The 24,666-nt window shown below is 67.0% G+C and carries 18 protein-coding genes and 1 pseudogene; 11 read left to right on the top strand and 8 right to left on the bottom strand.

The window, feature by feature from the left end:
- The first annotated feature begins 9 nt into the window (after positions 1–9).
- Genes BO996_RS20965 through BO996_RS20955 form a run of 3 tightly spaced genes read left to right on the top strand, consistent with a single transcriptional unit; the run spans position 10 to position 2,844 of the window.
- Positions 10–975 (top strand): GntR family transcriptional regulator, encoded by a 966-nt coding sequence (locus BO996_RS20965; RefSeq protein WP_071956322.1) that lies wholly within the window; start codon positions 10–12, stop codon positions 973–975.
- Positions 976–994: 19 nt separating this feature from the next.
- Positions 995–1,738 (top strand): ABC transporter substrate-binding protein, encoded by a 744-nt coding sequence (locus BO996_RS20960; protein WP_012206352.1) that lies wholly within the window; start codon positions 995–997, stop codon positions 1,736–1,738.
- Positions 1,735–2,844, top strand: coding sequence for a lactonase family protein (locus BO996_RS20955; protein ID WP_071956321.1), 1,110 nt, complete (start codon positions 1,735–1,737; stop codon positions 2,842–2,844). Before BO996_RS20960 ends, BO996_RS20955 begins: the two co-directional genes overlap by 4 nt.
- Before the next feature lie 27 nt (positions 2,845–2,871).
- On the opposite strand, the gene BO996_RS20950 is transcribed toward BO996_RS20955, so the two are convergent.
- On the bottom strand, positions 2,872–4,038 hold the full coding sequence (locus BO996_RS20950; RefSeq protein ID WP_071957184.1) for a metallophosphoesterase: 1,167 nt from the start codon (positions 4,036–4,038) through the stop codon (positions 2,872–2,874).
- A 220-nt stretch (positions 4,039–4,258) separates the two neighbouring features.
- Between BO996_RS20950 and hrpA the strand changes: the two genes are divergently transcribed.
- Entirely contained in the window at positions 4,259–8,338 is a 4,080-nt protein-coding gene (hrpA, locus tag BO996_RS20945) for an ATP-dependent RNA helicase HrpA (protein ID WP_071956320.1), read from the top strand.
- Between the two features lie 265 nt (positions 8,339–8,603).
- Positions 8,604–9,254 (top strand): cysteine hydrolase family protein, encoded by a 651-nt coding sequence (locus tag BO996_RS20940; protein ID WP_071956319.1) that lies wholly within the window; start codon positions 8,604–8,606, stop codon positions 9,252–9,254.
- Positions 9,255–9,283: 29 nt separating this feature from the next.
- Here the strand turns inward: BO996_RS20940 and BO996_RS20935 are convergent, their stop codons facing one another.
- The 3 genes and pseudogenes from BO996_RS20935 to BO996_RS20925 form a co-directional block, all read right to left on the bottom strand.
- Positions 9,284–9,661, bottom strand: coding sequence for a right-handed parallel beta-helix repeat-containing protein (locus BO996_RS20935; protein ID WP_232240395.1), 378 nt, complete (start codon positions 9,659–9,661; stop codon positions 9,284–9,286).
- 963 nt (positions 9,662–10,624) lie between these two features.
- Positions 10,625–10,873: pseudogene (locus BO996_RS30085) on the bottom strand (right-handed parallel beta-helix repeat-containing protein); the annotation flags it as partial.
- A gap of 647 nt (positions 10,874–11,520) precedes the next feature.
- Positions 11,521–16,548 (bottom strand): DUF6765 family protein, encoded by a 5,028-nt coding sequence (locus BO996_RS20925; RefSeq protein ID WP_071956317.1) that lies wholly within the window; start codon positions 16,546–16,548, stop codon positions 11,521–11,523.
- Between the two features lie 258 nt (positions 16,549–16,806).
- Here BO996_RS20925 and BO996_RS20920 point away from each other — a divergent pair, with 258 nt between their 5' ends.
- On the top strand, positions 16,807–17,709 hold the full coding sequence (locus BO996_RS20920; RefSeq protein ID WP_071956316.1) for a LysR family transcriptional regulator: 903 nt from the start codon (positions 16,807–16,809) through the stop codon (positions 17,707–17,709).
- 2 nt (positions 17,710–17,711) lie between these two features.
- Positions 17,712–18,215 carry a hypothetical protein gene (locus tag BO996_RS20915; protein ID WP_065345108.1) on the top strand — a complete coding sequence of 168 codons (504 nt, stop codon included), beginning with the start codon at positions 17,712–17,714 and terminating at the stop codon, positions 18,213–18,215.
- Between the two features lies 1 nt (position 18,216).
- Here BO996_RS20915 and BO996_RS20910 read toward each other — a convergent pair whose 3' ends face one another.
- The gene (locus BO996_RS20910; protein WP_083571180.1) at positions 18,217–18,765 is read right to left on the bottom strand and encodes a pyridoxamine 5'-phosphate oxidase family protein; all 549 of its coding nucleotides are present in this window, start codon (positions 18,763–18,765) and stop codon (positions 18,217–18,219) included.
- Positions 18,766–19,003: 238 nt separating this feature from the next.
- Between BO996_RS20910 and BO996_RS20905 the strand changes: the two genes are divergently transcribed.
- The 4 genes from BO996_RS20905 to BO996_RS20890 all read left to right on the top strand — a co-directional run bounded on the left by BO996_RS20905 (position 19,004) and on the right by BO996_RS20890 (position 22,340).
- Positions 19,004–20,701 (top strand): long-chain fatty acid--CoA ligase, encoded by a 1,698-nt coding sequence (locus BO996_RS20905; RefSeq protein WP_013801740.1) that lies wholly within the window; start codon positions 19,004–19,006, stop codon positions 20,699–20,701.
- A gap of 24 nt (positions 20,702–20,725) precedes the next feature.
- On the top strand, positions 20,726–21,151 hold the full coding sequence (locus tag BO996_RS20900) for a GNAT family N-acetyltransferase (RefSeq protein WP_228676871.1): 426 nt from the start codon (positions 20,726–20,728) through the stop codon (positions 21,149–21,151).
- A 61-nt stretch (positions 21,152–21,212) separates the two neighbouring features.
- Entirely contained in the window at positions 21,213–22,016 is an 804-nt protein-coding gene (gene blaOXA / locus BO996_RS20895) for a class D beta-lactamase (protein WP_071956315.1), read from the top strand.
- 105 nt (positions 22,017–22,121) lie between these two features.
- Positions 22,122–22,340 carry a hypothetical protein gene (locus tag BO996_RS20890; protein WP_013801743.1) on the top strand — a complete coding sequence of 73 codons (219 nt, stop codon included), beginning with the start codon at positions 22,122–22,124 and terminating at the stop codon, positions 22,338–22,340.
- Positions 22,341–22,413: 73 nt separating this feature from the next.
- On the opposite strand, the gene BO996_RS20885 is transcribed toward BO996_RS20890, so the two are convergent.
- The 3 genes from BO996_RS20885 to BO996_RS29290 are packed head-to-tail and all read right to left on the bottom strand — an operon-like array spanning position 22,414 to position 24,651.
- Entirely contained in the window at positions 22,414–24,063 is a 1,650-nt protein-coding gene (locus BO996_RS20885; protein WP_071956314.1) for a PepSY-associated TM helix domain-containing protein, read from the bottom strand.
- Positions 24,060–24,398 carry a hypothetical protein gene (locus BO996_RS20880; RefSeq protein WP_013801745.1) on the bottom strand — a complete coding sequence of 113 codons (339 nt, stop codon included), beginning with the start codon at positions 24,396–24,398 and terminating at the stop codon, positions 24,060–24,062. The genes BO996_RS20885 and BO996_RS20880 overlap by 4 nt, the downstream gene beginning before the upstream one ends.
- A complete protein-coding gene (locus BO996_RS29290) occupies positions 24,379–24,651 on the bottom strand; it encodes a hypothetical protein (RefSeq protein WP_013801746.1) in 273 nt (90 codons plus the stop codon). Before BO996_RS29290 ends, BO996_RS20880 begins: the two co-directional genes overlap by 20 nt.
- Positions 24,652–24,666: the final 15 nt, after the last annotated feature.

The raw sequence follows: 24,666 nt of genomic DNA, 5'->3' as shown, positions 1-24,666 counted from the left end.
AATGGGGGCATGAAGACCTCCACCCAGCTGTGCTCGCAAATCCTGGCACTGGCCCGTTCCGAACAATGGGACAGCGGAACCCACCTGGCCGCCCAGGGCCTGGCCGACCGGCTGCGCGTCTCCCGCCAGCCCGTCAACGAGGCCTTGCAGCAGCTGCAGGAGCAGGGTGTGGTGCGGCGCGAGCGCAACCGGGGGTTTTTCCTGGCCCTGCCGCATGATCGGATTCCGGCCGAACTGCTGGCCGAGGCGGCGGCCGGCGACCAGGACCTGACCGAAGCCATCTACTTTCGCATCGCCGAGGACCGGCTGCGCGCCAGCCTGCCCGAATCCGTCACCGAGGCCGCGCTGCGCACGCGCTACGGCCTGAGCAAGGCCCAACTGGCGGCCGTGCTCAACCGCATCTCGCAGGAGGGCTGGATCGAGCGCAAGCCCGGCTACGGCTGGACCTTTGCGGCCATGCTGACCACGCCCGACAGCCTGCTGCAGTCCTACCGCCTGCGTATGGCGCTGGAGCCGGCCGCGCTGCTGGAGCCCGGCTACCGGCTGGACCGCGCCGTGCTGCAACGCTGCCGCGCGGCCGAAATCCACTTGCTCGAAGGCGGCATCGCCACCGACCCGGCCGACCGCATCCACGACCGGGGGGTGAACTTCCACGAGTCCCTGGTCGAGGCCTCGGGCAACGTGTTCTTCATCGACACCATCCGCCGCGTCAACCGCGTGCGGCGCCTGCTGTCCTACCGCTCCATGCAGGACCGGGCGCGCTACCGCGAGCACTGCGAGCAGCATCTGAACATCCTGGAACTGCTGGGGCGCGAGCGCAACGAAGAAGCCTCCCTCGCCATGCGCGAGCACCTGGCGAGCACCTTGCGCAACCTGGCCAGCATCAGCGATCTCCTCGGTCCCGGCGCAGCGTCCCCGGAACCTTCGCGTACCCCTTCGCGTACCTCTTCCACGCCCCGGCGGGCATCCCGTTGACCCTTGAAGCGAGCCATCCATGAACCTTTCCTCCCAGCTGCTGTCCACCCTCGCGCCGCTTGGCCGCATCCGCGCATCCATCAACACCGGCAATCCCATCCTTGCGCGGCTGCAGGCCGATGGCCAGCCCGCAGGCGTGTCCATCGACCTGGCCCGGCGCCTTGCGCAGCAGCTGGGGCTGGAGCTGGAACTGGTGGTCTTCGATACGGCCGCCAAGTCGGTGGATGCCGTCACGCGCGAGGAGGCCGACTTCGGCTTCTTTGCCGTGGACCCCGTGCGCGGCGCGGGCATCGGCTTTACCGCGCCCTATGTGCTGATCGAGGGCAGCTACCTGGTGCGCCAGGATTCGCCGCTGACCGACAACGCCCAGGTGGACCGGGCCGGGCACACCGTGGTGGTCGGCAAGGGCAGCGCCTATGACCTGTACCTGAGCCGCGAGCTCAAGCATGCGCAGATAGAGCGCGCCGTGTCCTCGCCCGCCGTGGTGCAGACCTTTGTGGAATCGACGGCCGATGTGGCCGCCGGCGTCAAGCAGCAATTGGAGGCCGATGCCGCCCGCCTGCCCGGCCTGCGCCTGCTGCCAGGCCGCTTCATGGTGATCCAGCAGGCCATGGGCCTGCCCAAGGGGCGGGGCGATGAGGCCCTGCGCGTGCTGGCGGCCTTTGTGGAGGAGGCCAAGGCTTGCGGCTTTGTGGCCGAGGCGCTGCAGCGCCATGGCATTCAGGGCGCGGCCGTCGCACCGCTGGCGGGCGCATCGGCATGAGCACCTGTGCGTCGCGCCCCCTGTACGCCTACGTGGGTTCGCGCACCACGCGCGAGCGCGACGCACGTGGCGAGGGCATCACCGTCTATCGCGTGGACGAAGCCACGGGCGGCCTGCAGCATCTGCAGACCGTGGATGGGCTTGCCAACCCCTCGTTCCTGGCGCTCGATGCAGCCGGCACCCGGCTCTACACCGTGCATGGCGATGGCCATGAGGTCAGCGTCTTCGCACGCGATGCCGCAACGGGCCGCCTGGCGTTGCTGCAGACCCGGGACTGCGGCGGGCGCAACCCGGTGCACCTGGCCATCGCCCCGGGCGGACGGCAGCTGGTGGTCTCCGACCATCTGGGCGAGCCGGCTGCCAGCGATGGCCACCGGGGGTATGGCGGGCCAGGCGGTACGCTGGCCGTGATGCCGATCGCACCGGACGGGCGCCTGGGCTCCGTGCAGCAGCGGCTTGCGCTACCGGGCCAACCCGGGCCGCATCGCAAGGAGCAGCCGTTTGCCAAGCCCCACTTCAACCCCTTCTCGCCGGACGGGCGCTTCGTGCTGGTGCCTGACAAGGGGCAGGACCGGATCTTCATCTTCGCCTTCGAGCACGGGCGGCTGGCGCCTGCGCCCCAGCCCTGGCTGGACTGCCGCGAAGGCTCGGGCCCGCGGCATATCGCCTTCCATCCTGCGCTGGCCTGCGCCTATGTGGTCAACGAACTGGACAACACCGTGCTCACCTGCCGCTTCGATGCGGCCACCGGGGCGCTGCAGGGCCTGCAGATCCTGTCCACCCTGCCGGAGGGCTTTGTGGGCAACAGCCGGGCGGCGGGCATCGAGGTCTTGCGCGACGGCCGGCAGGTGCTGGTGTCCAATCGCGGCGCTGACGGCATTGCGGTCTTCGATGTCGATCCTTTGACGGGGCTGCTGCACGCCAGTGGCGGCTTCGCCTCGGGCGGGCGCACGCCGCGCTTTTTCACGGCCTCGCCCGACGGGCGCCTGCTCTATGTGCTCAACGAGGACAGCGACAGCATCGTCTGCCATGCCCGGGATGACGCCTGGCGCCCGCTGGCCAGCACCCACTGCGCCAGCCCGGTGTGCATGGTGTTCGCGCGGTAGCCGTCCACGCTGCCCTCCGGGGCAGGATCAGGCGCCGCGCAGCACCAGCAGGTCGATGCTGGCCGGCACGCCCAGGCGCACGGCAAAGCCGGCCCACAGGCCTGCGCCGGCGCTGACGAAGAGCTTCATGGCGCCGACCTCGTACTCGCCGCGCACAAAGCCGTCATTGGCGGGCGCCACCAGCCATTGGTCCATGCCCAGGATCAGGCCGCCGTGCGTATGGCCCGACAGCTGCAGGCCCACGCCGTGGGCAGCGTTGTCGCGGGCGGTCTTGGGCTGGTGGGCCAGCAGCAGGTGGTATTGCGCACCGGCCTCTTTGGCCTGGCGGGCCACGGTGTCGATGTCGGGCGGCACGCCTTCGGCCACGGACGGGTCGGTGTTCTGGCGCGACAGGCGGCCATAGGCCGGATCGCCGATGCCCGACAGCGCCAGGCGCGCGCCCTGCACATCGATCAGCTGCATGCGGTTCTCCAGCAGGTTCAGGCCCAGGCGGCGGAATTCGGCCATCCAGGCGTCGTAGCCGCTGTAGTACTCATGGTTGCCGGGCGCGGCCCAGACGCCGTAGCGTGCCTTGAGCTGCGCCAGCGGCGCGACGTTGGCGCGGCCGCTGTCCACGTCGCCGTCCACCATGTCGCCGGGCAGCACGATGAGGTCGGGCCGCGCCTCCAGCGTGCGGTCCACGATGGTCTGCACATAGCGCGCGTTGTTGATGGGGCTGGCGTGGATGTCGGCCAGCACGGCCACGCGCAGGCCTTCCAGGCCGGTGGGCAGGCCGGGCAGGCGCAGCGTGCGTTCGTGCACCTCGGGCGGGCGCAGCGCATTGGCCACGCCCCAGGCCGACAGCAGGCCCGCCAGGGCCAGGGCGCCGGCCGTGAGCAGCGGCGCGTGCAGGCGCTGCTTCCAGTCCTCGCGCCGGGCCACGGCGGCCAGCGCCCAGAGGCCGTCGCGCAGCACGATGAAGACGGCCAGCATCAGCAGCATGGCCAGCACCCAGCCGCCCGGCACCTGCAGATAGGCCAGCGTGCGGTACTCGACCGTGCCCTCGCGCAGCAGCACCAGCAGCAGGGCGGGCGTGCAGCCCAGGGCCGCCGTGGCGACGGCCGCCATCAGGCGTGCGCGGCGCGGCATCGGGCGGACGGGCCACCACAGCCACAGGGCCAATAGCGGAATGACGAGGGCGGCAAGAGAAACCATGGGGAGCAGATCGAGGAAGGCGGAGGCGGGTGAGGCGGCCAGCGCCGGGCGCGGGCGGCAAGGCGAGCGCCGATTGTGCGCAATGCCTTGCATGCCGCTGGCCTGACTTGGCGAAGGCCCTGGCATGCGGGGGTTTTCATGCGGGCGGCACAGGGCAGGCGTATGGAAATCTGCAGCCGCGTGGCGCCGCCGGCATGGCGCGGGGATAATCCAGCCCCTTATGCCTTTGAAGATCAGCTTCCCTGAATCCCTGCCCGTATCCGCCCGCCGTGAGGAAATCATGGAGGCCATGGACCGGCACCAGGTCATCATCGTGTGCGGCGAAACGGGCTCGGGCAAGACCACGCAGCTGCCCAAGATCGCGCTGGCGCTGGGCCGGGGCAAGGTCAACGCCACGCCCGACGACAAGGGCCAGGTGCGCGGCCACCTGATCGGCCACACGCAGCCGCGCCGCATTGCCGCCAGCTCGGTGGCCAAGCGCATTGCCGAGGAGCTGAACACGCCGCTGGGCGATGTGGTGGGCTACAAGGTGCGCTTCCAGGACCGGCTGTCCAAGGACGCCTCGGTCAAGCTGATGACGGACGGCATCCTGCTGGCCGAGACGCAGACCGATCCGCTGCTCAAGGCCTACGACACCCTCATCATCGACGAGGCCCACGAGCGCAGCCTCAACATCGACTTCCTGCTGGGCTACATCAAGCAGATCCTGCCCCGGCGCCCCGACCTCAAGGTGGTGGTGACATCGGCCACCATCGATGCCGACCGGTTCTCCAGGCACTTCGAAGGCCCCAAGGGGCCTGCGCCGGTGATCATGGTCTCGGGCCGCACCTACCCCGTGGAGATGCGCTGGCGCCCCTTCGAGGAAAAGCGCGACCACGACCTCAACGATGCCATCGCCGAAGGCGTGGACGAGCTGTGGTCCGGCGGCGTCAGCGGCGACATCCTGGTGTTCCTGCCCGGCGAGCGCGAGATCCGCGAGGCGGCCGACCACCTGCGCAAGCACCTGGCACAGCAGCCCGTGCTGCGCCATGCCGAGGTGCTGCCGCTGTTCTCGCGCCTGTCGCAGGCCGAGCAGGACCGCATCTTCGACAGCCACACGGGCCGGCGCATCGTGCTGGCCACCAACGTGGCCGAGACCTCGCTGACCGTGCCCGGCATCCGCTATGTGATCGATGCGGGCACGGCGCGCGTCAAGCGCTATTCCTTCCGCAGCAAGGTCGAGCAGCTGCTGGTCGAGCCCATCAGCCAGGCGGCGGCCAACCAGCGCGCGGGCCGTTGCGGCCGCGTGGCCAACGGCATCTGCATCCGCCTGTACGACGAGGCCGACTTCGGCACGCGCGCGCGCTTCACCGACCCTGAAATCCTGCGCTCCTCGCTGGCCGGCGTCATCCTGCGCATGAAGTCGCTGGGCCTGGGCGACGTGGTGAATTTCCCCTTCCTTGAATCGCCCTCGGGCCGCGCCATTGCCGACGGCTACCAATTGCTGGGCGAGCTGGGCGCCGTGGACGAGCGCGGCGAGCTGCTGCCCATGGGCCGCGAGCTGTCGCGCCTGCCGCTGGACCCGCGCGTGGGCCGCATGATCCTGGAGGCGCGCACGCGCGGCGCCGTGGCCGAGGTGCTGGTCATTGCCTCCGCTCTGTCCGTGCAGGACGTGCGCGACCGGCCGCTGGAGGCCCAGCAGCAGGCCGACCAGCAGCACGCCAAGTTCGACGACGAGAAAAGCGAATTCAGCGGCTATCTGCGCCTGTGGAAATGGCTGCAGGATGCGCGCGGCGGCAAGGTGGTGGCCAAGAGCCGCAAGGAAATGGCCACGGCCCAGGCGCCGGCCGCCAAGCCATCGGCGCGCAATGCCGCCTTCCTGCCCGTGGCCCAGCGCAGCGGCGGGCAGAGCGTGGCCGCCCCGGCGGCCGAGGCGCTGGCGGCCTTCCATCCGCAGGACACCGGTCCCGGCACGGATGACGAGCCCTCGCACAAGCTCAGCAACCGCCAGTGGGAGCAGCTGCTGCGCCAGAACTTCATCAACATCCGCCGCGTGCGCGAATGGCGCGACATCCACTCGCAGCTGCTGACCGTGGTCAACGAGCACAAGTGGAAGATCAACACCGAGGCCGCAGGCTACGACGCCGTGCACCTGTCCATGCTGTCCGGCCTGCTGGGCAACCTGGGCTACAAGGGCGATGAAAGCGACGCCTACCTGGGCGCGCGCGGCATCCGCTTCTACCCGCACCCGGGTGCCCACCTGTCCAAGAAGCCGGGGCGCTGGATCGTTGCGGCCGAGCTGGTGGAAACCTCACGCCTGTACGGCCGGGGCATCGCCGCCATCGATCCGCAGTGGCTGGAGGAAGTCGGCGCCCACCTGCTCAAGAAGCAGCTGCTCGATCCGCACTGGTCCAAGAACCAGGCCGACGTGGTGGCGCTGGAGCGCGCCACGCTCTACGGCCTGGTGGTCTACAACGGCCGCCGCATGAGCTATGGCCGCATCGATCCGCAGTCCGCGCGCGAGATCTTCATCCGCCAGGCCCTGGTGGAGGGGCAGTGGGATACGCGCTGGCACTTCCTGCCCGCCAACCTCAAGCTGGTGCGCAAGGTCGAGGAGCTGGAGCACAAGAGCCGCCGCCAGGACGTGCTGGTCGATGACGAGCTGATCTACGCCTTCTACGACCAGCAGATCCCCAAGGACGTGTTCAGCGGCGCCACCTTCGACCATTGGTTCCGCGAGGCGGCCAAGGAAAACGCCGACTTGCTGCGCCTGTCGCGCGACGAGCTGATGCGCCACGAGGCGGCCGGCATCACCACCCAGGCCTTTCCCAAGGTGGTCAAGCTCGGCGGCGTGGACTGCACGGCCAGCTACCTGCACAGCCCCGGCGACGCGCGCGACGGCATCACCGTCACCGTGCCGCTGTTCGTGCTCAACCAGGTCAGCGACGAGCGCGTGGAATGGCTGGTGCCCGGCATGCTCAAGGACAAGCTCCAGGCCCTGCTCAAGAGCCTGCCGCAGCGCCCGCGCAGCCGCTTCGTGCCCCTGCCCGAAAGCGCCCAGCGCCTGGCCGAACTCTTCACCACGCCCGAACGCTGGGGCCAGGGATCGCTCATTGATGCCCTGCTCAAGCAGGTGCGCGACGAGACCTCGCTGGACGTCAAGCGCGCCGACTTTAAGCTGGACATGCTCAGCCCGCACCTGTTCATGAACTTCCGCATCACGGACGAGCATGGACGCCAGCTGGGCCAGGGCCGCAACCTGGGCGCGCTCAAGGCCGAACTCGGCGCCAAGGCGCGCGGCGCCTTCCAGGCGCTGGCCGCGCTGAAGGTGGCGTCGGTCACGGAGGCCTCTGCACCCGCTGCCACCGCTGCCACCGCGCCCGAAACCGGCAGGAAGCCTGCGCCCGCTGCCAAGGCGGAAAAGCCCGACCAGGCCACGCCTGCCAGGAATGCCAAGCCCAGCCAGCCCGCCGACAGCCGCTACAAGGAATGGAGCTTTGGCGAGCTGCCCGAGCTGATGGAGATCGGCCGGGGCGGGCAGACGCTGATCGGCTTCCCTGCGCTGATCGACCACGGCGATGCCGTCGGCATCGAGGTCTTTGACGAGCCCGAGGTTGCGGCCGCACGCCACCGCGTGGGCCTGCGCCGCCTGTTCGCGCTGCAGATCCGCGACGCGCTCAAGTACCTGGAAAAGAACATTCCGGACCTGCAGAAGATGGCCGTTGCCTACATGCCGCTGGGCACGCAGGAGGAACTGCGCGAGCAGATCATCGACGTGGCCATAGACCGCGCCTTCCTGCAGGAGCCGCTGCCCACCAACGACGCCCAGTTCAAGCAGCGCGTGCAGGACGGACGCGGCCGGCTGACGCTGATCGCCAACGAGGTGGCGCGCATGGCCTCCACCATCCTGATCGAGTACGCGGCGGCGCAACGCAAGATCAAGGACACCAAGAACGCGCCTGACGCCACGGCCGACGCCGCCCAGCAACTGCAGCGCCTGGTGCCCAAGAACTTCATCGCGGCCGCGCCCTGGACACAGCTGCAGCACTACGCGCGCTACCTCAAGGCCATCACCAGCCGCCTGGACAAGTACCGCGCCGACCCTGCGCGCGACGCCAGCCGCCTGACCGAGCTGCGCCCGCTGGAGCAGCGCTACTGGCGACTGGTGGCCGAGCGCAAGGGCCACATCGATGCGCGCATGCAGGAATACCGCTGGATGCTGGAGGAGCTGCGCGTGAGCTTCTTCGCCCAGGAGCTGCGCACGCCGTACCCGGTCAGCATCAAGCGGCTGGACAAGGTCTGGCAGCAGCTGCAGAACTAGCGCCGTGCCGGCCTGCGGCCCTTTCTTGAGCGGGAGGGCCGCAGGCCATGTTTCAATGCGGCATCGCCACCTTCCCGGCACGCGGCGGGTTGGAGCGATGCAAGGCCCAAGGCCGTATGCGCCATCACAGAGATGGGGCATTTTTCAAAGCATGGGCGATCTGTGCAGAACCTGCACAGATGCTGGCCGCTCCATGGCGTTGCTGCGGACCCTGTGCGTTTCTAGACTGCAGGCATCAACCACTTCCCGTTTTCAGGAGCACTGCATGTCCCTCGCAGAAAAGGCCAGCCAGGCCACCCAATCCACCAGCCATCCCACCCTCCGCGCCCTGTCAGGCGCGCCGGGACGCAGCCAGTTGCCACGGGGTGCCACGGCGCTGCTGGTCATCGACTTCCAGAACGAGTACTTCAGCGGCCGCCTGCCCATCCCGCGCGGCCCGCAGGTCCTGGAGCAGGCCCGGCGCCTGCTGCAATGGGCCGATGCCGGGCAGGTTGCCGTGTTCCACATCCAGCACATTGCCCCGGAAGGTGCGCCCGTGTTCGCCGTCAATGGCAGCGCCGTCCAGTTCCACCCCGGCCTGCAGCCGCGCGCGGGTGACACCGTGGTGCAAAAGCGCAGCGTCAGCGCCTTCGTCGGCACCGACCTGGCCGACCAGCTGCGCGCGCGTGGCATCACCACCTTGGTCATCTGCGGCCTCATGACCCACGCCTGCGTGGCCGGCGCCGCACGCGATGCCGCGCCGCTGGGCTTCGAGGTCGTTGTGGCCAGTGATGCCGTGGCCACACGTGCCATCACGCGCAGCAACGGCGAATCCGTGGACGCCGACAGCCTGCACCGTGCCGCGCTGGCCGAGATCGAGGATGTGTTTGGCGATGTCATGCCCACCGCGCATGTGATGCAACTGGCCCTGCGCTGAGCCTGCAGGCGGGGCCCACGCATCGTCTCCTAGCGAGAATCCACGGCGTTGCCGTACTCCGTCGTGGTACTGGCCGCATCCTTGCGCACCGGCAATGTGATCTCTTCAAACACATTGCCTTCGATCACTACGTCCTTGGACTCCAGCAGGTTGATGCCGGCCTGGGGTTCCTCTTCCTTCTTCCTGAACAGCCCGCTGCGCTTCACGATGAAGCGGTTGTTGCGGATGATGGAACCATCGGCATCGCGCAGCTTGAGGATGGCGGGCAATGGGGCCTTGTCGCGCAGGTCCATGTGCACGATGAAGGTGTTGCCCTCCACCAGCGAGCGCGGGCCGTACAGGTAGACGGCGGTGCGGCCATCGACCTCGATGGTGTTGTTGCGCACCACGTTGTCGGAGCCGGCCATGATGATGGCGCGGCCGCCGGATTTTATTTGGAGGTTTTCTGCGGTGTAGAAGGTGGGTGGGGTGTAATCCCAAATACCCGCGAATGTACGGCTGTAGCCGACTTCTTTGATTGCTGGACGATCTTCTGTCAACTCCTGTAGCCTCTGACGACCTTCTATATAAGGTGCCATATCTATTCCAATACCTAGTGGACCGGGCGTTTCGATTTTTCCGTTGTGAACTGCCAAGTGAGTCAGTGATTTGCTATTCATGCCTATGCCGCGGGTATTTTCAAACGGCTTGCCAGATATAAGATGCTTCCTTAGATTAATGTTGGAATGGCTGTCTTGAGAGAAACTAATCACGCTACCCCTTCCGGCTTCATCTGTTGGTGATCCACGTTCCCTGCCATTAATGAAGTCTCTTAATTTCCTCTGTACAAAATCGTGAACTACACAGTGGTCTCCTCTTCCTCTGACATACTCAATAATGGGATGAAAGGTCCCTCGATATTTGACGGAACTGCAGCCATCTGGCAATGGTCCTGTGTCGCTGGGTGGATGGCGAGTTTCCGCCCATTCTTCCCAAGCCATGCCTTGAGAAAGTCCGGAAGATAAAATTGCCAAGATGAATATCAGTGATTTGATTTTCATACTGGTTTGCATATGATACTCCTGGGTAAGCAGACGCCTGGATATTTTTCTTCTTGCCCAACGAGCCCTCCAAGAAATTTTTCCCGATTAGAGTTGGCTTGTCTTTCACTGTAGTAGTGCATGTCCTCCTGGTACAGCCCGTGGTATCGATCCGGTTGAGTGGGTTGCCGCATATGGCCGTCAAATACCTCCATTCCATCAGGGGCTGCCTTTTGAAATGTTTCCACTCTCCGTTGTGGTACTGGCCGCATCCTTGCGCACCGGCAATGCGACCTGCTCGAACACATTGCCCTCGATCACTACGCCTTTGGACTCCAGCAGGTTGATGCCTGCCTGGGGTTCCTCTTCCTTCTTCCTGAACAGCCCGCTGCGCTTCACGATGAAGCGGTTGTTGCGGATGATGGAACCATCGGCATCGCGCAGCTTGAGGATTGCGGGCAACGGCGCCTTGTCTCGCGGGTCCATGTGCACGATGAAGGTATTGCCCTCCACCAGCGAGCGCGGGCCGTACAGGTAGACGGCGGTGCGGCCATCGACCTCGATGGTGTTGTTGCGCACCACGTTGTCGGAGCCCGCCATGATGATGGCGCGGCCGCCAGATTTGATTTGGAGGTTTTCTGCGGTGTAGAAGGTGGGAGGGAAATAATCCCAAGGGATTTTATTGAATTTTTGGGTTTCGATGTTCCATCTGGAATTTTCTATTACAGGAAAGTCTTCCTCCAGTTTCTCAATTCTATTGCGTGCACCTAATTTAGGAGAAAGTTCTACGCCAATACCCGATAGACCTGGAGTTTCTATTATTCCATTATGAACTCTTAGATTGAAAACCACCTCTCCACCAGATAATATTCCAATGCCGCTATTATTATTAAATGGTCTTCCTGTAACAAGATGTCCTCGCAAATCAAGGTCAGCATTATTACTGTGGTAGAAATCTAAAATTGCACCTCGTGGGTTACCACGTTCTATTCCCCCTTCGATCCAGTCACGCGCTTTACGCTGCACAAAGTCATGAATGACGCAGTGACGGCCAGAACCTTCAAAAGCTTCCGTGATAGGGTAGTAGCCACCTCTATACTTGACGGGCTTGCACCCCTCAGGCAGCGGGCCCTTGTCGCTAGGTGGATGGCGGCGCGCTGCCCATTCTTCCGTGGTGAGTGGTTTCTTGGGGAAAGCTTGGCAGCTTGCAAAGACAATGCAAGCAAAAGCAGAAAAATAGAGAAAAACTATACTTCTTTGCATATTTTACTGCCTGGCAAGCAAACGCCTGGATATTTATGTTCTTGACCTGCAAGATTTTCTAAGTATTTACCTCTATTTTTCTCTGCCTCTTTTATTTTATATTCATCGCTACCTCCCTTTTCTATATTTATTTCCACAATTCTGGTTTTTTCGCTATTTTCTGTGTTTTTGGTTAGTTTGAGTTTTCCATCCTTAATCAGTTTATTAATGGCCTCTTTCAAAAATCTAGCCTTTCCAGGAAAATCCGCACCCTCTTCCCTGATTGCATTGAATCTCTCGAGCACTTTCCTGATCTCCTCAAACCCTAGCGCAGGGCTAGTTCCATATGCCGTTAAAAACTCATAAACCGCCTTCTCCCCTTGCAGCGATCGATACTCCCGCTTGTCCCAATAAGGCACCTCTGGATCAGGCATATTCCCCAGTATTGGCATGTCCTCGTCATAGGTGTAGTCCGGCTCGGACCCCGCAAGCCCATGCCCTATGCCCAGCTTCACGCTGATGGCATCGAACGGCCGGTTGTCCTTGTCCCGGTGGCTGAAGGTGTCCAGGTAGGAGTGCAGGAATTCGCCCAGGAACTGGTATTCGGCGCAAGGCTGGGCCGGGTTGCCCAGGCGGCTGGCGTTGAGCAGGTTGTTCAGTTGCGGGCTCAGGTTGCCCACCACGCTGTTGACGTTGTCGTTGGCGTACTGGGGCAGCGTGGTGCCCTTGTCGTCGGACAGCGTGAAGTGGTACCACAGCAGTTGCCGGTGGTTCTTGAAGATCGAGCCCACCGTGGTGAGGGTGTTGGCATCGTCCAGCGGCTTGGTGATGGGGTTGTCATCCACGTACTGCGAAGCCAGCGCCGTGATGCGCGCCGGTTCGTAGTCCAGGCCGGCCGCCAGGGCCAGGAAGAAGACCATGTAGTAGTGCATGTCCTCCTGGTACAGCCCGGTGGGGTCGATGCGGTTGAGCGGGTCGCCGCCGGCATACAGGTAGGCATCGGGCCCGTCCGGGTAGCCCAGCGGGTCCGGCTGCAGGTAGCGGCCGCTGGCCGGGTCGTAGCTGCGGTGCCAGTTGTCGTGCAGTCCGCTTTCCTCGTCGAAGTACTGGCCCGGCAGGCGCAGGTTGAGCACGGCCTGCTGCCGGGGCAGGCTTGTGTGGCCGGCCTGATGCATGGCCGGCGCTCCCCAGGGCGTCTGGCGGGCACGCCAGACCACGCGCTGGCCTGCGTCCGTCATGGCCTGCGGACTGCCCCGGTGGTCGTTGTGGATGTGCAGCATGCGCGCCGTGCCGCTGGCGTTGTCCCGGTTGTGCGCGGATTCCAGCTTGGCGATGGGCAGGGTGCGAGTCCCCTCGCTCAGGTACAGGTACTGGCTGGTGATGCGGCCTTCGCCATCCATTTCCGCGACGAGCCGGTTGTCCTGCCACAGGTAGTGGCTGTGCGTTTGCCCGTCGCCCTGGTGCACGGTCTTGCCCACGCGCTGGCCCAGGCTGTTGTAGCGGTAGCTGGCGATGGGCCGGTCCTGGTGGTCGCTGATGCCCTGGAGCTGTCCTGCCTCGGTGTAGGTGTAGCGGTGCAATGCGTCCTGGACAGTGCGGCCCTGGCTGTCGCGCTGCACGGGTGCTGGTGCTGACGGTGCGTTGTCCTGCACCAGCCTGCCGAAGCCCTGGTAGCGGTAGTCGGTCTTTTGCAGGCCGGCTGGTGGCCCCTCCTGCTCGATGGCGCGGATGCGCGGGCCCGCGCCGTAGCGGTAACGCTGGCTGAGGATGGGTGCGCTGCCTTGCGATGTGCCTTGCCCGGTGGTCTGCTGCGTGAGGCGCCCGGCAATGTCGTATTGGCGCATGGTGGCCAGGCCATTGCCTGCCGTGTAGTGCTGCAGGCCGTTGAAGGCGTCTGTTTGGATGTCGCCGACCACCGTCTGCGCGGGCAGCAGGCGTTCGAGCAAGCCTGTGGCGCCGGCGCCCAGCCAGTGGTCGCTGGCCTGCAGCAGCCCGGCCACCCAGGCGCTTTGCAGTTGCAGCCCTTGCACGCTGGCGCCTTCGCTGGCGGGGCCGCGCCGGGTGACGAGCACGCGGCCATCGGCCAGGGTGCGGCTGTGGACCCAGCCGTCCGGGCCATAGCGCGTGGCGGTGCGGTAGGTATGCTCGGCCTTGCCGTCGGGCGTGGCCAGCGCAATGGTGCGTGTCACGGGGCGGCCCAGGGCGTCGTATTCGATGGACTCGCGCTGCCAGTTGCTGTCGATGGTCTGCAGCAGCCGGCCCTGGTAGTGCAGCCGGGTTTGCGAGGAAGAGCGACGATCTGCGCCGGGCGCCGCTTCGTAGCGCTTGGCCAGCAGACGCCCGCTGGGGGCGTACTGGTAGTGGGTGCTGCTGCCGTCGGCGCGGGTGTGCACCAGCAATTGATCGGCTTCGTTGTAGCGTGCGCTTTGGCGGCCATGATCGGCAAACTGAAGCCAGACGGTGCGGCCGAAGTCGTCGCGCAGTGTCTGGCGGCGTTCGGCGGGTTGGGTGCTCCGGGATTGGCTGGTGATCTGCTCCATCGCCGCGCTGGCCGGGCCTTGCAATGCCAGCCGTACCGCCCCATCGGGCGTTTGCGACAGGCTGGCATGGAGACTGCCGTTGTTCAGCCAGCGCGTGCGGGTGTCGTCGCCATCGGTGTGCTGGAGCAACTCGCCCGCGTCGCCGTAGGTGTAGCTGTCCAGGCGCCCATCGGGCAGCAGGCGGTGGCTCAGGCGCCCCTGCGCATTCCAGCCGTAGTAGGCCGCACGTTCGGGGAGGTCCTGGCCTTCGCGGTACAGGCCCAGCCGCGTGATGCGGCCTTCGCTGTCGCGCTCGATCTGGCCCCGGTTGCCCATGCCATCGAGCCGAGCCTGGGTGCTGCCCTGGTAGGTCCAGGCGATGCTGCGGCCTGCCGTGTCGATGGCCTGGCTGGGGCGGCCCAGGGCGTCGTGGCGGATGCGGTATGGATTCACGCTCAGCCGGCTGCTGGCGCGGGGCTGGCCATCGGCATCGAGCAGCCAGCCGCTGGTGTTGATTTCTTCGGCCTGCCGGGCGTTGGCGGACAGGGGGCTGTAGCGCATCTGGCGCTGAAGGCGCCGCACGCCGTCGTCTTCGGTGCGGGTCGTGATGCGCCCGGCCTTGTCATGCTCCAGCGCCACGGTCGTGCCATCGGGCTGCAGCACGCGCGTGACGTGGCTGCCGCTGCGGTCCCAGCGCAGCCGCGTGAGATCGTTCTGCGCCGGGCTTCCGTCGTCATAGCCTGCCAGCGAGGTGGGCAGCGGCCCATCGATGTCCACCAGCACGCTGCGGCCGTTGATCTCGGTGTAGCGGTAGCGCGTGCTGCGTTCGATGGGCGTGGCGCCGTCCGCATTGCCTGCGGGCTGGCCCTGGGCGTTCAGCGGACTGAAGCCCGTCTCCGTGATCTGCAGCGGCTGGCGGCTGCTGTTGTAGCGGATGCGGATCTGGTGTTCGCGCCCGGGCACGACGCTGGGCCGGGCGATGAGTTCGGGGCCGTATTGCTTCCAGGGGTCCTTGCCGTAGCCGTAGCGCACCTGCAACTGCGGGGCCTGGGCCCGGGCTTGGCCTTGTGTGTAGGCGATGCGGTACACGGCCAGCGGGCGGCCGAAGGGGTCCAGCTCGGTTCGCGTGCCTTCCAGCGGGCGGCCTGCGGGATCGAGCCGCGTGGCTTCGGTCAGGCGCCCTTGCGCGTCGTACCGGTAGCGCATGTCGCCGGGGCCGCAGCTGGCGCAGCCCGGGCCGCGCACTTCAAGCAATCGCCATTGCCCGCCTATGGTGTCGTAGTGGTAGGTGGTCGTTTGCCCAAGGCTGTTGGTGAGGGTGTTCTTCCAGGGCTGGCTGAGGTCCAGGGTGACTTTTTCCTGCTGGCTGTCCGGCGGGCCGCGCACGCTCAAGGTGGCGCGGCCGTTGTCGCCGTAGCCGTAGCTGGCGATGCGCTCGTTCATGGGCTTGCCGTCGCTGCCCTGGCCCTGGACGCTGATGCCGGTGAGCAAGGTGGGGTGGCGCGGGTCTTCATAGTGGTAGTGGCGCTGGACCGGGGCTTGGCCATCGGCCGATGGGAGGCTGACCTGCACGAGGCTGGCGTTCAGCTTGGCCTGGGGCTGGGTGCTGCCGGGCAACGGTGCGCTGCCGTGGCGGTAGTCGATGCGGCCCAGCGGAGTGTCGATGGCCTGCACGCCGGTGAAGCTGCCCTCGCTCGAAGATTGGGCGTAGTGCAGGCGCATGCTGCGCCCCTGCGGGTCGGTGACCTTGAGCAGGCGGTTGCCCTTGGCGTTGTAGTCCAGGCGGACCTGTTCGCCCGAGGGCAGGCTGATGCGGGTCAGGCGCCCCCGGTGGTTGAAGCGCAGCTCGCGCCCGTCCATCCACTGCCAGGTGTAGTGCCGTTCCTGGCCGGGCTTGGTTTCCTTGGTGCCCTTTGTATCCGGGCCTTCGATGCGCACGATGCCGTTGCCCGGCTGCTCGCTGGCGCACAGGCTGGGGTGCTCGCGCAGCTTGCTGAAGATGATGCGGGTGCCGTCGGCCTGCACGATCTGCAGGTTGGTGGGGTGGTCGTACAGGCGGGCCTCGTAGCTGAGCAGCCAGCCGCGGCCGAGCAGGCCTGGCGGCACGTAGGCCCGGCTGTAGCTGCTGTTGTAGTGGCGCACGACTTCCAGGCCGAGCAGGCCGGGCAAGGCGGGCATGTCCACTTCGCGCTGGTATTTGTTGCCGTTGATGAGGTGGATGGGGTTGCCTGCGCCCTGGTGGGTGCTGCTGGAGTTGCCCTGGGTGGCGGGGCCGGCGCCACCGCAGGGGCTGCCGCCGGGCGTGGGGGTGCAGGTGCCGCCGCCCGAGCCGCCGCCGCCGCCGAGGTCGATGCCGCCGCCCGTGCCGGGGGCGCAGCTTTGTACGGTGGGGTCGCATTTGCTGGAGCCGCCGCCCAGGTTGGGGGCGGCAGTCGCCAGGGTCGGCATGGCCTGGGCCAGCAGTGCGGCGAGGCACAGCAGCACGCTGTGCAGCAGGACGTGCCTTCGGTTCATGGATGTCTTCCTCCCTCGGTCTTGGCGAATCTCGGGTATGGAACGGCCATCCGTCTGGCGTCGGGCTGGTGGCGGCGTGTCCCGGTTGGGGTAGCCGGCCAATCTAGGCAGTTAGTGCCCGCGTGTCTCTAGGAATAGTCTGTTTCTGAGGCAGAGGATGAGGAAGGGGGCGGAAATGAGGGCTGGCTTGGGGCTGCTGCGCAACGGGATGCGGCCGCGTCCATGCTCCACAATCCCCGCCAAAGGAGTGCATGAGCAATGGACAGATGGCAAGCCATGCGGGTGTTCTGCGGCGTGGTGGACGCGCAGGGTTTCACGGCGGCCCAGGATCGGCTGGGCATGACGCATTCCACGGCGTCGCGCCATGTCAAATGGCTGGAGTCGGAGCTGGGCACGCAACTGCTGCAGCGCAATTCGCGCGGGCTGAGCCTGACCGATGCGGGGCGCAGCTACTACCTCAGTTGTGTGCAGTTGCTGGAGCAGCTCGATGCGGCCGAGGCCGCACTGGCGCAGCGCCGTGCGCGCGTGGCGGGCGTGTTGCGCATCACGCTGCCGCTGGCCGTGGGTGCCATCGAGCTGGGCGACTGGCTGCCCGAGTTCGAGCAGCAATTCCCGGATCTGGAGCTGCAGCTGCTGTGCACCGACCGGCTGGTGGACCTGGTGGCCGAGGGCGTGGATGCGGCCGTGCGCATCAGCCGCCAATTGCCGGACAGCGGGCTGCAGGCGCGGCTGCTCACGCATTCGCCGCTGGTGCTGGTGGCGTCGCCCGCCTACCTGATGCGCCAGGGCGTGGTGCAGGCGCCCGGGCAATTGGCCGAGCACCGCGCCCTGGCCTTTGCGGCGGGCCCGGCCCCATTGCGCTGGAGCGTGGTGTCCGGGCAGGGCGCCGTGACCGAGGTGCAGCCGCACACGGCGCTGCGCACCGATTCGGTGGCCACCATCTTCGAGGCCGCACGCGCAGGCCGGGGCATTGCGGCGCTGACCTGGCATACCGTGCGCTCGGCCGTGGAGCGCGGCCAGCTGGTGCGGGTGCTGCCCTGTTTTCATCTGGGGCAGTACAGCTACCACGCGCTGTATCCGCGCACGCGGCATCTGCGCCCGGCCGTGCGCGCGTTTGTGGATTTCATGGCGCGGCGCTATCGGCAGGGGCCGGGCGGCTGAGCATGGTCTTCTGGAGCCGGCCACTGGATGCGCAGGAGCAGGCCTTTGTGCGCACGCATTTCGGCGCCTCGCTCGATGCGCTGCTGCCGCGCCTGCGCCTGTACCAGCGGCGGCTGGGCGATACGCGCAGGGCGCTGTCCATGAATGGCGGGCGCATCTTCATGCCGCGCGCCTTCTTCACGCAGTCCGATCCGCGCCAGCCGCTGCGCCTGTCGCATCCGCAGATCGCAGGCATCTTTGCCCATGAGCTGCTGCACCAGTGGCAGCGCCTGCAGGGCATGCCTGTCACGCGGCAGGCCGCCTGGCTGCAGTTCAAGGCGCTGTGCACGCGCAGCGATCCGTATGCCTATGAGCGCTGCGATGATCCCCGGCGCATGCTGCAGCGCTTTGTCCATGCCCAGGTGGAGCAGCAGGGCCAGATGTGGGAGGACCATGTGCGCGCCTGCGTGGCGGGGCAGGGCGATGCGGCGGGCGCCCTGATCGCGGCCCACGTGCGGGGCGCGTGAGTCAGCTGGCCTGGGTGTTCAGTGCTTCGATCAGGTCATGGGCCGACACATCGCGCGCCGCGCCAAAGCCCGCCACGTGCCGGGCGATGGATGGCGTGATGCAGACAAAGCGGAAGTCGCCCAGATCGGTCATGAACGCGGCTTCGGGGAAGCGCAGCACATAGCTGTCGCGCGCGCCATCGGCCAGCACGCTGCCGGGAGGCGGTGTGCTGGCCACGCCTTCAATGGCCACGCGCTCCAGTGCATGCACGCCCTCGCCGTCCACTTCGGCCGCGCATACCAGCAGGCTGATGGCCGGGTGCAGCTCCATGGCCCGCGTGTGCGCTGCCAGTGCGCTGACGTGAAGCACAAAGCAGCCAAACTGCGCATTCCAGGCCCAGGGCACCATGGACAGCCGGGGAGCGGGCAGTGCATCGCCAGCCCCGGGGGCAGGGGAGTCGGCGGGCTGGGTGGCCAGGGCCGCGCTGCGGTGGCGGGCCAGCAGATCGCGCAGCGACAGCTGCAGGCGGGACAGGTGGGGCATGTCGGGCGTGGCGGGCGTGTCGGGCATGGCGCCATCGTACCTGTGGCGTACCTGGGGCATACCTGTGGCGTGCCCGTGGCCGGCTTGCGAAAGCACAAGGCGAGTTGCGGTGACATCGGTATGCCATGGGCGCTCAAGCGTCACTTTGGCGACGATCTCCTGGGGCCTTCCCCAATGCCGGGAAGCGGGTGTGGGCCTAGCCTCGCTGGCAAGGCGGATTGCCGCCGTCCCTTCCACTCACCGACACTTCAAAGCCCATCCACCCATGCCCTCCCAGCCCGCGCACCACGCTTTCTGGCCCAGCCGCCTGCCCCATTCCATCACCGTGCCCGCCACCAGCGTCTGGGACAACCTGGCTGTCAATGCGCGACGCTACCCGGACAAGGCAGCCATCCGCTACTTCGGCAGCTCCATCAGCTACCGCGAGCTGTGCGAGGGCACGGAGCGCATGGCGGCCTACCTGCACAGCCTGGGCGTGCAGCGCGGCGACCGCGTGATCCTGCTGATGCAGAACACGCCGCAACTCATCCTGGCGCACTACGCCATCTTTCGCGCCAATGCGGTGGTGGTGCCGGTCAACCCCATGAACATGGCCGAGGAGCTCAGGCACTACATCACCGACGCCGACGCCAAGGTCGCCATCACCACGGCCGACCTGGCACCCGAACTGGCCAAGGCCAGCAATGCGCTGGCGCCCGGCCAGCGGCTGGAGCACCTGGTCGTCACCCAGTTCACGGACGCCTTCGATGCCGGGGTGCAGGGCGACGACGCCCCGCCCGTGCAGTGGCACGACTGGCTGCTCACCCGGCGTGAGCCGGCCGTGCTCGATGGCGGCAGCGTCCACACCTGGCAGCAGGCCCTGGCCTGCACCGAAGCCGCGCCGCCCCATGTGGTGGGCCGCGACGACATGGCCGTGCTGCCCTACACCAGCGGCACCACGGGCCACCCCAAGGGCTGCATGCACCCGCACCGCTCCATCAACCACAACGCCGTGGCGGGCAGCTACTGGGGCAGCGGCACCAGCGAGACCGTGGTCCTGGCCGTCGTGCCCATGTTCCACATCACGGGCATGGTCTCGGTGCTGCACACGGCCATCTTCGTGGGCGCCACCCTGGTCGTCATGCCGCGCTGGGACCGCGAGCTGGCGGGGCGGCTGATCTCTCGCTACCAGGTCACCAGCTGGACCAATATTCCCACCATGGTCATCGACCTGCTGGGCAGCCCCAACTTTGCGCAGTTCGACCTCACCAGCCTCAAGTACATAGGCGGCGGCGGTGCGGCCATGCCACAGGCCGTGGCCCAGCGCCTGCTGGAGCAATACGGCCTGCGCTTCAGCGAGGGCTACGGCCTGACCGAGACGGCCGCGCCCACGCACAGCAACCCGTTCGAGCATCCCAAGCAGCAATGCCTGGGCATTCCCTTCATGAGCACCGAGGCGCGTGTCATCGACCCCGAAACCGGCGCCGATGTCCCACAGGGCGAGCAGGGCGAAATCGTCGTCCACGGCCCCGAGGTCTTCGACGGTTACTGGAAGCGGCCCGACGCCACGGCCCAGGTCTTCATGGAGATCGACGGCAAGCGGTTCTTTCGCACCGGCGACCTGGGCCACGTGGACGAGGACGGCTACTACTTCATCACCGACCGCCTCAAGCGCATGATCAACGCCAGCGGCTTCAAGGTCTGGCCGGCCGAGGTCGAATCGCTGATGTTCCGCCACCCCGCCATCCAGGAAGCCTGCGTGATCTCCACGCGCGACGCCTACCGCGGCGAGTCGGTGAAGGCGGTCGTCGTGCTGCGCGCCGGCAAGGAAGACACCACGGCCGAGGACATCATCCAGTGGTGCCGCGAGAACATGGCCGTCTACAAGGCGCCCAAGATCGTGCAGTTCGTCAAGGCCCTGCCCAAGAGCGGCAGCGGCAAGGTGATGTGGCGGCAGCTACAGGAGGCGGAGGCCCAGGCCTAGGAGCAGTCACAGTCCACAGGCACAATGTCCGGGACCATGGTCTGCGACTTGCCCCTGATCCGCCGCTACGCCCCAGCCGACCTGCGGGGTGCCTATGAACTGCTCATTTCCAATGGCTGGGGCCATCGCATCGCCAGCCAGGACTATCTGGAGCGCCTCATCGGTGCGTCCCAGGCCGTGGAGGTGGCTGTGGCGGGCAACCAGGTGGTGGGTTTTGCGCGCGCCATCACGGACGGGCTGTCCAATGGATACCTGTCCATGGTGGTGGTTGCCCCCGGTTACCGGGGGCAGGGCATAGGGCGAAGGCTGGTCGAGGCCGTGACGGGTGCCGATCCCGGGATCACCTGGGTGCTGCGGGCCGGCCGTGAACAGGCCCCGCAGTTCTTTGCCAGGCTGGGCTTTGTCGCATCCGAAGAGGCGATGGAGCGCCGACGGGCTCGCGGCACATGACGGATTTCCAGGGCCACAGCCCGTCTATCATCGCGCGCCAGTCCTCATGAAACATTGATCAATGCGCCGATTCCTTCCCGTGGCTGCCGCAATGGTGGCCGTGGCCTTTTTCTGCATTCCGGCCACCGCGCACGAACTGTGCACCATCGTCGCCGACGCCGACACGGGCCAGTCCCTGGTGCACAGCGGCCCGGCCTGCGCCGAGCGGGTCACGCCGGCCTCCACCTTCAAGATCGCCATCAGCCTGATGGGTTATGACGCCGGCATCCTGCAGGACGAATCCCGGCCCGCGTGGCCGTACCAACCGGAGTATCCGGACTGGGGAGGCGATGCCTGGCGGCGCGAGATCACGCCCCAGGCGTGGATGAAGGACTCGGTGTTCTGGTACTCGCAGCAGGTGGCGCGGGAGCTGGGCCAGCAGCGGTTTGGCGCCTACGTGAGGGCCTTCCAGTACGGCAACGAGGATGTCTCCGCCGTTGCCGTGGCCCATCCCGGCCACAACGGCGCTTGGGTGGTGTCCTCGCTGCGCATCTCGGCGGCCGAGCAGGTGGCCTTCCTGCGCAAGATCGTGCGCCGGGAACTGTCTGTGAGCAGTCAGGCCATCGACATGACTGCGCGCATCACCCGGCACCCCGTGCCTGTGGACGGCTGGACCGTGCATGGCAAGACCGGCACCGGGTCGCCCGGCAGCGACAACCGCTACGATGCCAGCCGGGCCTACGGCTGGTATGTGGGCTGGGCCACCAAGGACCAGCGCAGGCTGGTGTTCGCCACGCTGATCCAGGATGAGCAGGCGCAAAAGCCCAATGCCGGCCTGCGCGCACGCGATGCCCTGCTGCAGCGATTGCCTGCCGCGGACCGCTGACAATGCACGGGCGTTTTCCTTTCCGCACCTCGCCCACATACCTCCCACACATCTCCCGCACCTCTCCCGCATATCTCCCGCACAAGAGCGACAGACCGACACCCGATGAAGACCATTGACGAAATGCTGAACCTGGACCTGCTCACCCCCGAGCAGCACGTTGAGATCAGCGACTGGATCGCCCGCGCGAACTCCCCCGAGGAAATACTGCAGATGCCCGCCCCTCTTTGGCAGGCCGTGGAGCGGGCCAGCGAGGCCATGGGCGTCAATGCCGATCTTCTGCGGCCGCCCTCGCTGGATGCGGGCGGCGCCATTTTCGGATAGACCCAGCAGCGGGGATGGGCCGGCCCACCAGGCAACCGGCCCACCTGCGCACTCCCATGGCGTGCCGGCCAGGTCAGCTGGCCGGTGCCGGTGAGTCCTTGGTGTCCTGATGCGCCGGCCTGTCGCGCGGCGCGGACCACACACTGTCCTGCGGGCCGCTGCGCGTGCGCCGTGCCGTGGCACGCGCCATCCAGGCCAGGGCCAGCACGCCGGCCACGGCCGTCAGGTCCAGGCCGATCAACGAGGTGTCCACCCACGCGCCGGTGCCTGGCGCCAGCCAGCCCACCAGCGATGACAGCGCGATCGCGGCCGTGCAGGCAGCGGCCAGCCACAGCAAGGCTGGGGCCGCGCGTGCCGCGCCGCGCACGAAGGCCCAGGCCATGCTGGTGAAGAACACCGCGTAGTAGATGCCCATGTGCCATGCGGCCAGGTCATCGACGCGGCCCGGCAGCCACTTGGCGGCGGCAATGGTGGCGGAAATGCCGGCCACGCAGCCCAGGCAGACGCCGACGGTGGCCGAGGCCATGAGGGCCGTGTCGCGCCGCTGCACGGGCAAGTCTGTGCCCTTGCGCTGGGCCTTGCGCCGCGTCTCCACCCACAGCAGATTGCCGCCGTAGAACAGCCATGCGCCCGCCAGGCCCAGCAGGAAGTACAGCCACCAGACCGCGAGTCCGCCGAAGGAGGCCATGTGCAGCGCGAAGAAGCTGCTGATGAACAGGTTGGGCGTGCTCTGCCCGCCCGGGAGGTAGTCGGCCGAGATCAGCTTGCCGCTGTACGGATCGAGCATGGCAAAGCCGCCCAAGGCGCGCGGCGATACGGCCTGGGGATTCCTGCCCCAGACGCGCACGGTGGGCTTGGGGCCGGTGACCTGGGCGTACTGCAGTCTTTCGGGCTCGAAGCCGGGCGCGGCGGCCTTGACGATCTCCACCAGTCGGGAGGGCGTGAGCATGTCGGCCGGATTGCGTGCCGGCGCGTCCGGGGCCTTGCCCGAGGGGCGCGCAAAGGTCTGGGCCCATTGGCCTTCGTGGATCAGCCTGTCCTGCACGTCGAAGATCTGGTCGTGGTAGGCGAAGACCACGGCGCTCAGGGCCATGACGATGTGAAAGGGCAGGCTGACGATGCCCACCACGTTGTGCGCGTCCAGCCACATGCGCTTGAGGTTCCTGCCCACGCGCAGGGCGAAGAAGTCCTTGACCAGCGAGGGCAGCAGGATCACCACGCCCGACACCAGGGCCAGGAAGTACAGGGCCGAGATCGCGCCCATGATCCAACGGTTGGGGTCCGAGTCCACGGGCAGGCCGACCACGCGGTGCAGCACGTCGATGAACTCCACCAGGCGGGACGGGCGCTGCTCGCTGATCTGCACGCTGCCGTCGGCCGACAGCTGGGCCGTGTAGTGGCGTACGGCGCTTTCGTCATGGTCGTCGGCCTTGGGATCGCGCACCTGCCATTGCAGGCGCGGTATGGCGTTGTCGCCCTGCAGCTGCACGATGGCGCCGCGCGCGGCCGCCGGCGTGCTGGCCAGGGTCCGGGCGATCAGCGGCTGCACCTCGTCCATGGGCACGGCCTGCACCACGGCGGCCGGCGGCGTGGACCATCGCCGGATGGGTTCCTTGAACACCGTCAGCGCACCCGCGTAGAAGGCGATGAACAAGGCCATGCCGCTGAGGATGCCCGTCCAGGTGTGTACGGATTTGTAGATGCGGATGTAGTCGGCTCTCATGACAGGCCTCCTGCGCTGCTGTGCATTGCCGCGCGCACCAGCCACCAGGCGGCCAGGGCCAGCGCGTTGGCGCCGCCCAGCCAGGCCCAGGCGCGCAGGCCGCTGGAAAAGAAATACACCAGGGACTGCACCAGCAGCCAGACCGGCGGCACCAGCCACATGACCAGCTGCCCGCTCACCGCCAGCGGCATGCCGTGCAGCAGGGCGGCCAGCAGGCCACTGGCACTGATCGCCAGGCCCGGGCCCAGCAGCAGGCCGGCCAGGGTCTTGGAGATCCAGTCCGGCCGGATGGGGGCCGGCTTGCGCGGGCGGGCCTCAGGGTGTGCGTCGGCCATGGAACAGCGCTCCGATATAGGGCAACAGGGCGAAGGCCAGCATCAGCAGGGTGAGCCAGGTGAACGTGGCGGCCAGCGTCCGCATGTCCTGGGCGAATGCCAGCCAGCCCGCTGCGAGCAGGCCGCCCCCAGCCAGGAGGGCAGGCCGGCGCGGCCAGGCGGCCGCCCATAGCCGCTGGTTGGGCGAGGCGGCGTAGATGCACAGGCAGGCCAGCGAGGTGGCAAGCAGGCCGGCGACGGTGAAGAACGGCATGGAAATTCGATCGTG

Source organism: Delftia sp. HK171 (genome assembly GCF_001886655.1).
Taxonomy (GTDB): domain Bacteria; phylum Pseudomonadota; class Gammaproteobacteria; order Burkholderiales; family Burkholderiaceae_C; genus Comamonas; species Comamonas acidovorans.
Note: the sequence above shows the minus strand (reverse complement) of the source record. Positions and strands in the feature narration are given on the sequence as shown.

Bases quoted from the DNA above. Each gene is read 5' to 3' on its own strand.
- BO996_RS20965 (WP_071956322.1), top strand. From the start codon at position 10: ATGAAGACCTCCACCCAGCTGTGCTCGCAAATCCTGGCACTGGCCCGT.
- BO996_RS20960 (WP_012206352.1), top strand. From the start codon at position 995: ATGAACCTTTCCTCCCAGCTGCTGTCCACCCTCGCGCCGCTTGGCCGC.
- BO996_RS20955 (WP_071956321.1), top strand. From the start codon at position 1,735: ATGAGCACCTGTGCGTCGCGCCCCCTGTACGCCTACGTGGGTTCGCGC.
- BO996_RS20950 (WP_071957184.1), bottom strand. From the start codon at position 4,038: ATGGTTTCTCTTGCCGCCCTCGTCATTCCGCTATTGGCCCTGTGGCTG.
- hrpA (WP_071956320.1), top strand. From the start codon at position 4,259: ATGCCTTTGAAGATCAGCTTCCCTGAATCCCTGCCCGTATCCGCCCGC.
- BO996_RS20940 (WP_071956319.1), top strand. From the start codon at position 8,604: ATGTCCCTCGCAGAAAAGGCCAGCCAGGCCACCCAATCCACCAGCCAT.
- BO996_RS20935 (WP_232240395.1), bottom strand. From the start codon at position 9,661: ATGGCCGGCTCCGACAACGTGGTGCGCAACAACACCATCGAGGTCGAT.
- BO996_RS20925 (WP_071956317.1), bottom strand. From the start codon at position 16,548: ATGAACCGAAGGCACGTCCTGCTGCACAGCGTGCTGCTGTGCCTCGCC.
- BO996_RS20920 (WP_071956316.1), top strand. From the start codon at position 16,807: ATGGACAGATGGCAAGCCATGCGGGTGTTCTGCGGCGTGGTGGACGCG.
- BO996_RS20915 (WP_065345108.1), top strand. From the start codon at position 17,712: ATGGTCTTCTGGAGCCGGCCACTGGATGCGCAGGAGCAGGCCTTTGTG.
- BO996_RS20910 (WP_083571180.1), bottom strand. From the start codon at position 18,765: ATGCCCGACACGCCCGCCACGCCCGACATGCCCCACCTGTCCCGCCTG.
- BO996_RS20905 (WP_013801740.1), top strand. From the start codon at position 19,004: ATGCCCTCCCAGCCCGCGCACCACGCTTTCTGGCCCAGCCGCCTGCCC.
- BO996_RS20900 (WP_228676871.1), top strand. From the start codon at position 20,726: ATGTCCGGGACCATGGTCTGCGACTTGCCCCTGATCCGCCGCTACGCC.
- blaOXA (WP_071956315.1), top strand. From the start codon at position 21,213: ATGCGCCGATTCCTTCCCGTGGCTGCCGCAATGGTGGCCGTGGCCTTT.
- BO996_RS20890 (WP_013801743.1), top strand. From the start codon at position 22,122: ATGAAGACCATTGACGAAATGCTGAACCTGGACCTGCTCACCCCCGAG.
- BO996_RS20885 (WP_071956314.1), bottom strand. From the start codon at position 24,063: ATGAGAGCCGACTACATCCGCATCTACAAATCCGTACACACCTGGACG.
- BO996_RS20880 (WP_013801745.1), bottom strand. From the start codon at position 24,398: ATGGCCGACGCACACCCTGAGGCCCGCCCGCGCAAGCCGGCCCCCATC.
- BO996_RS29290 (WP_013801746.1), bottom strand. From the start codon at position 24,651: ATGCCGTTCTTCACCGTCGCCGGCCTGCTTGCCACCTCGCTGGCCTGC.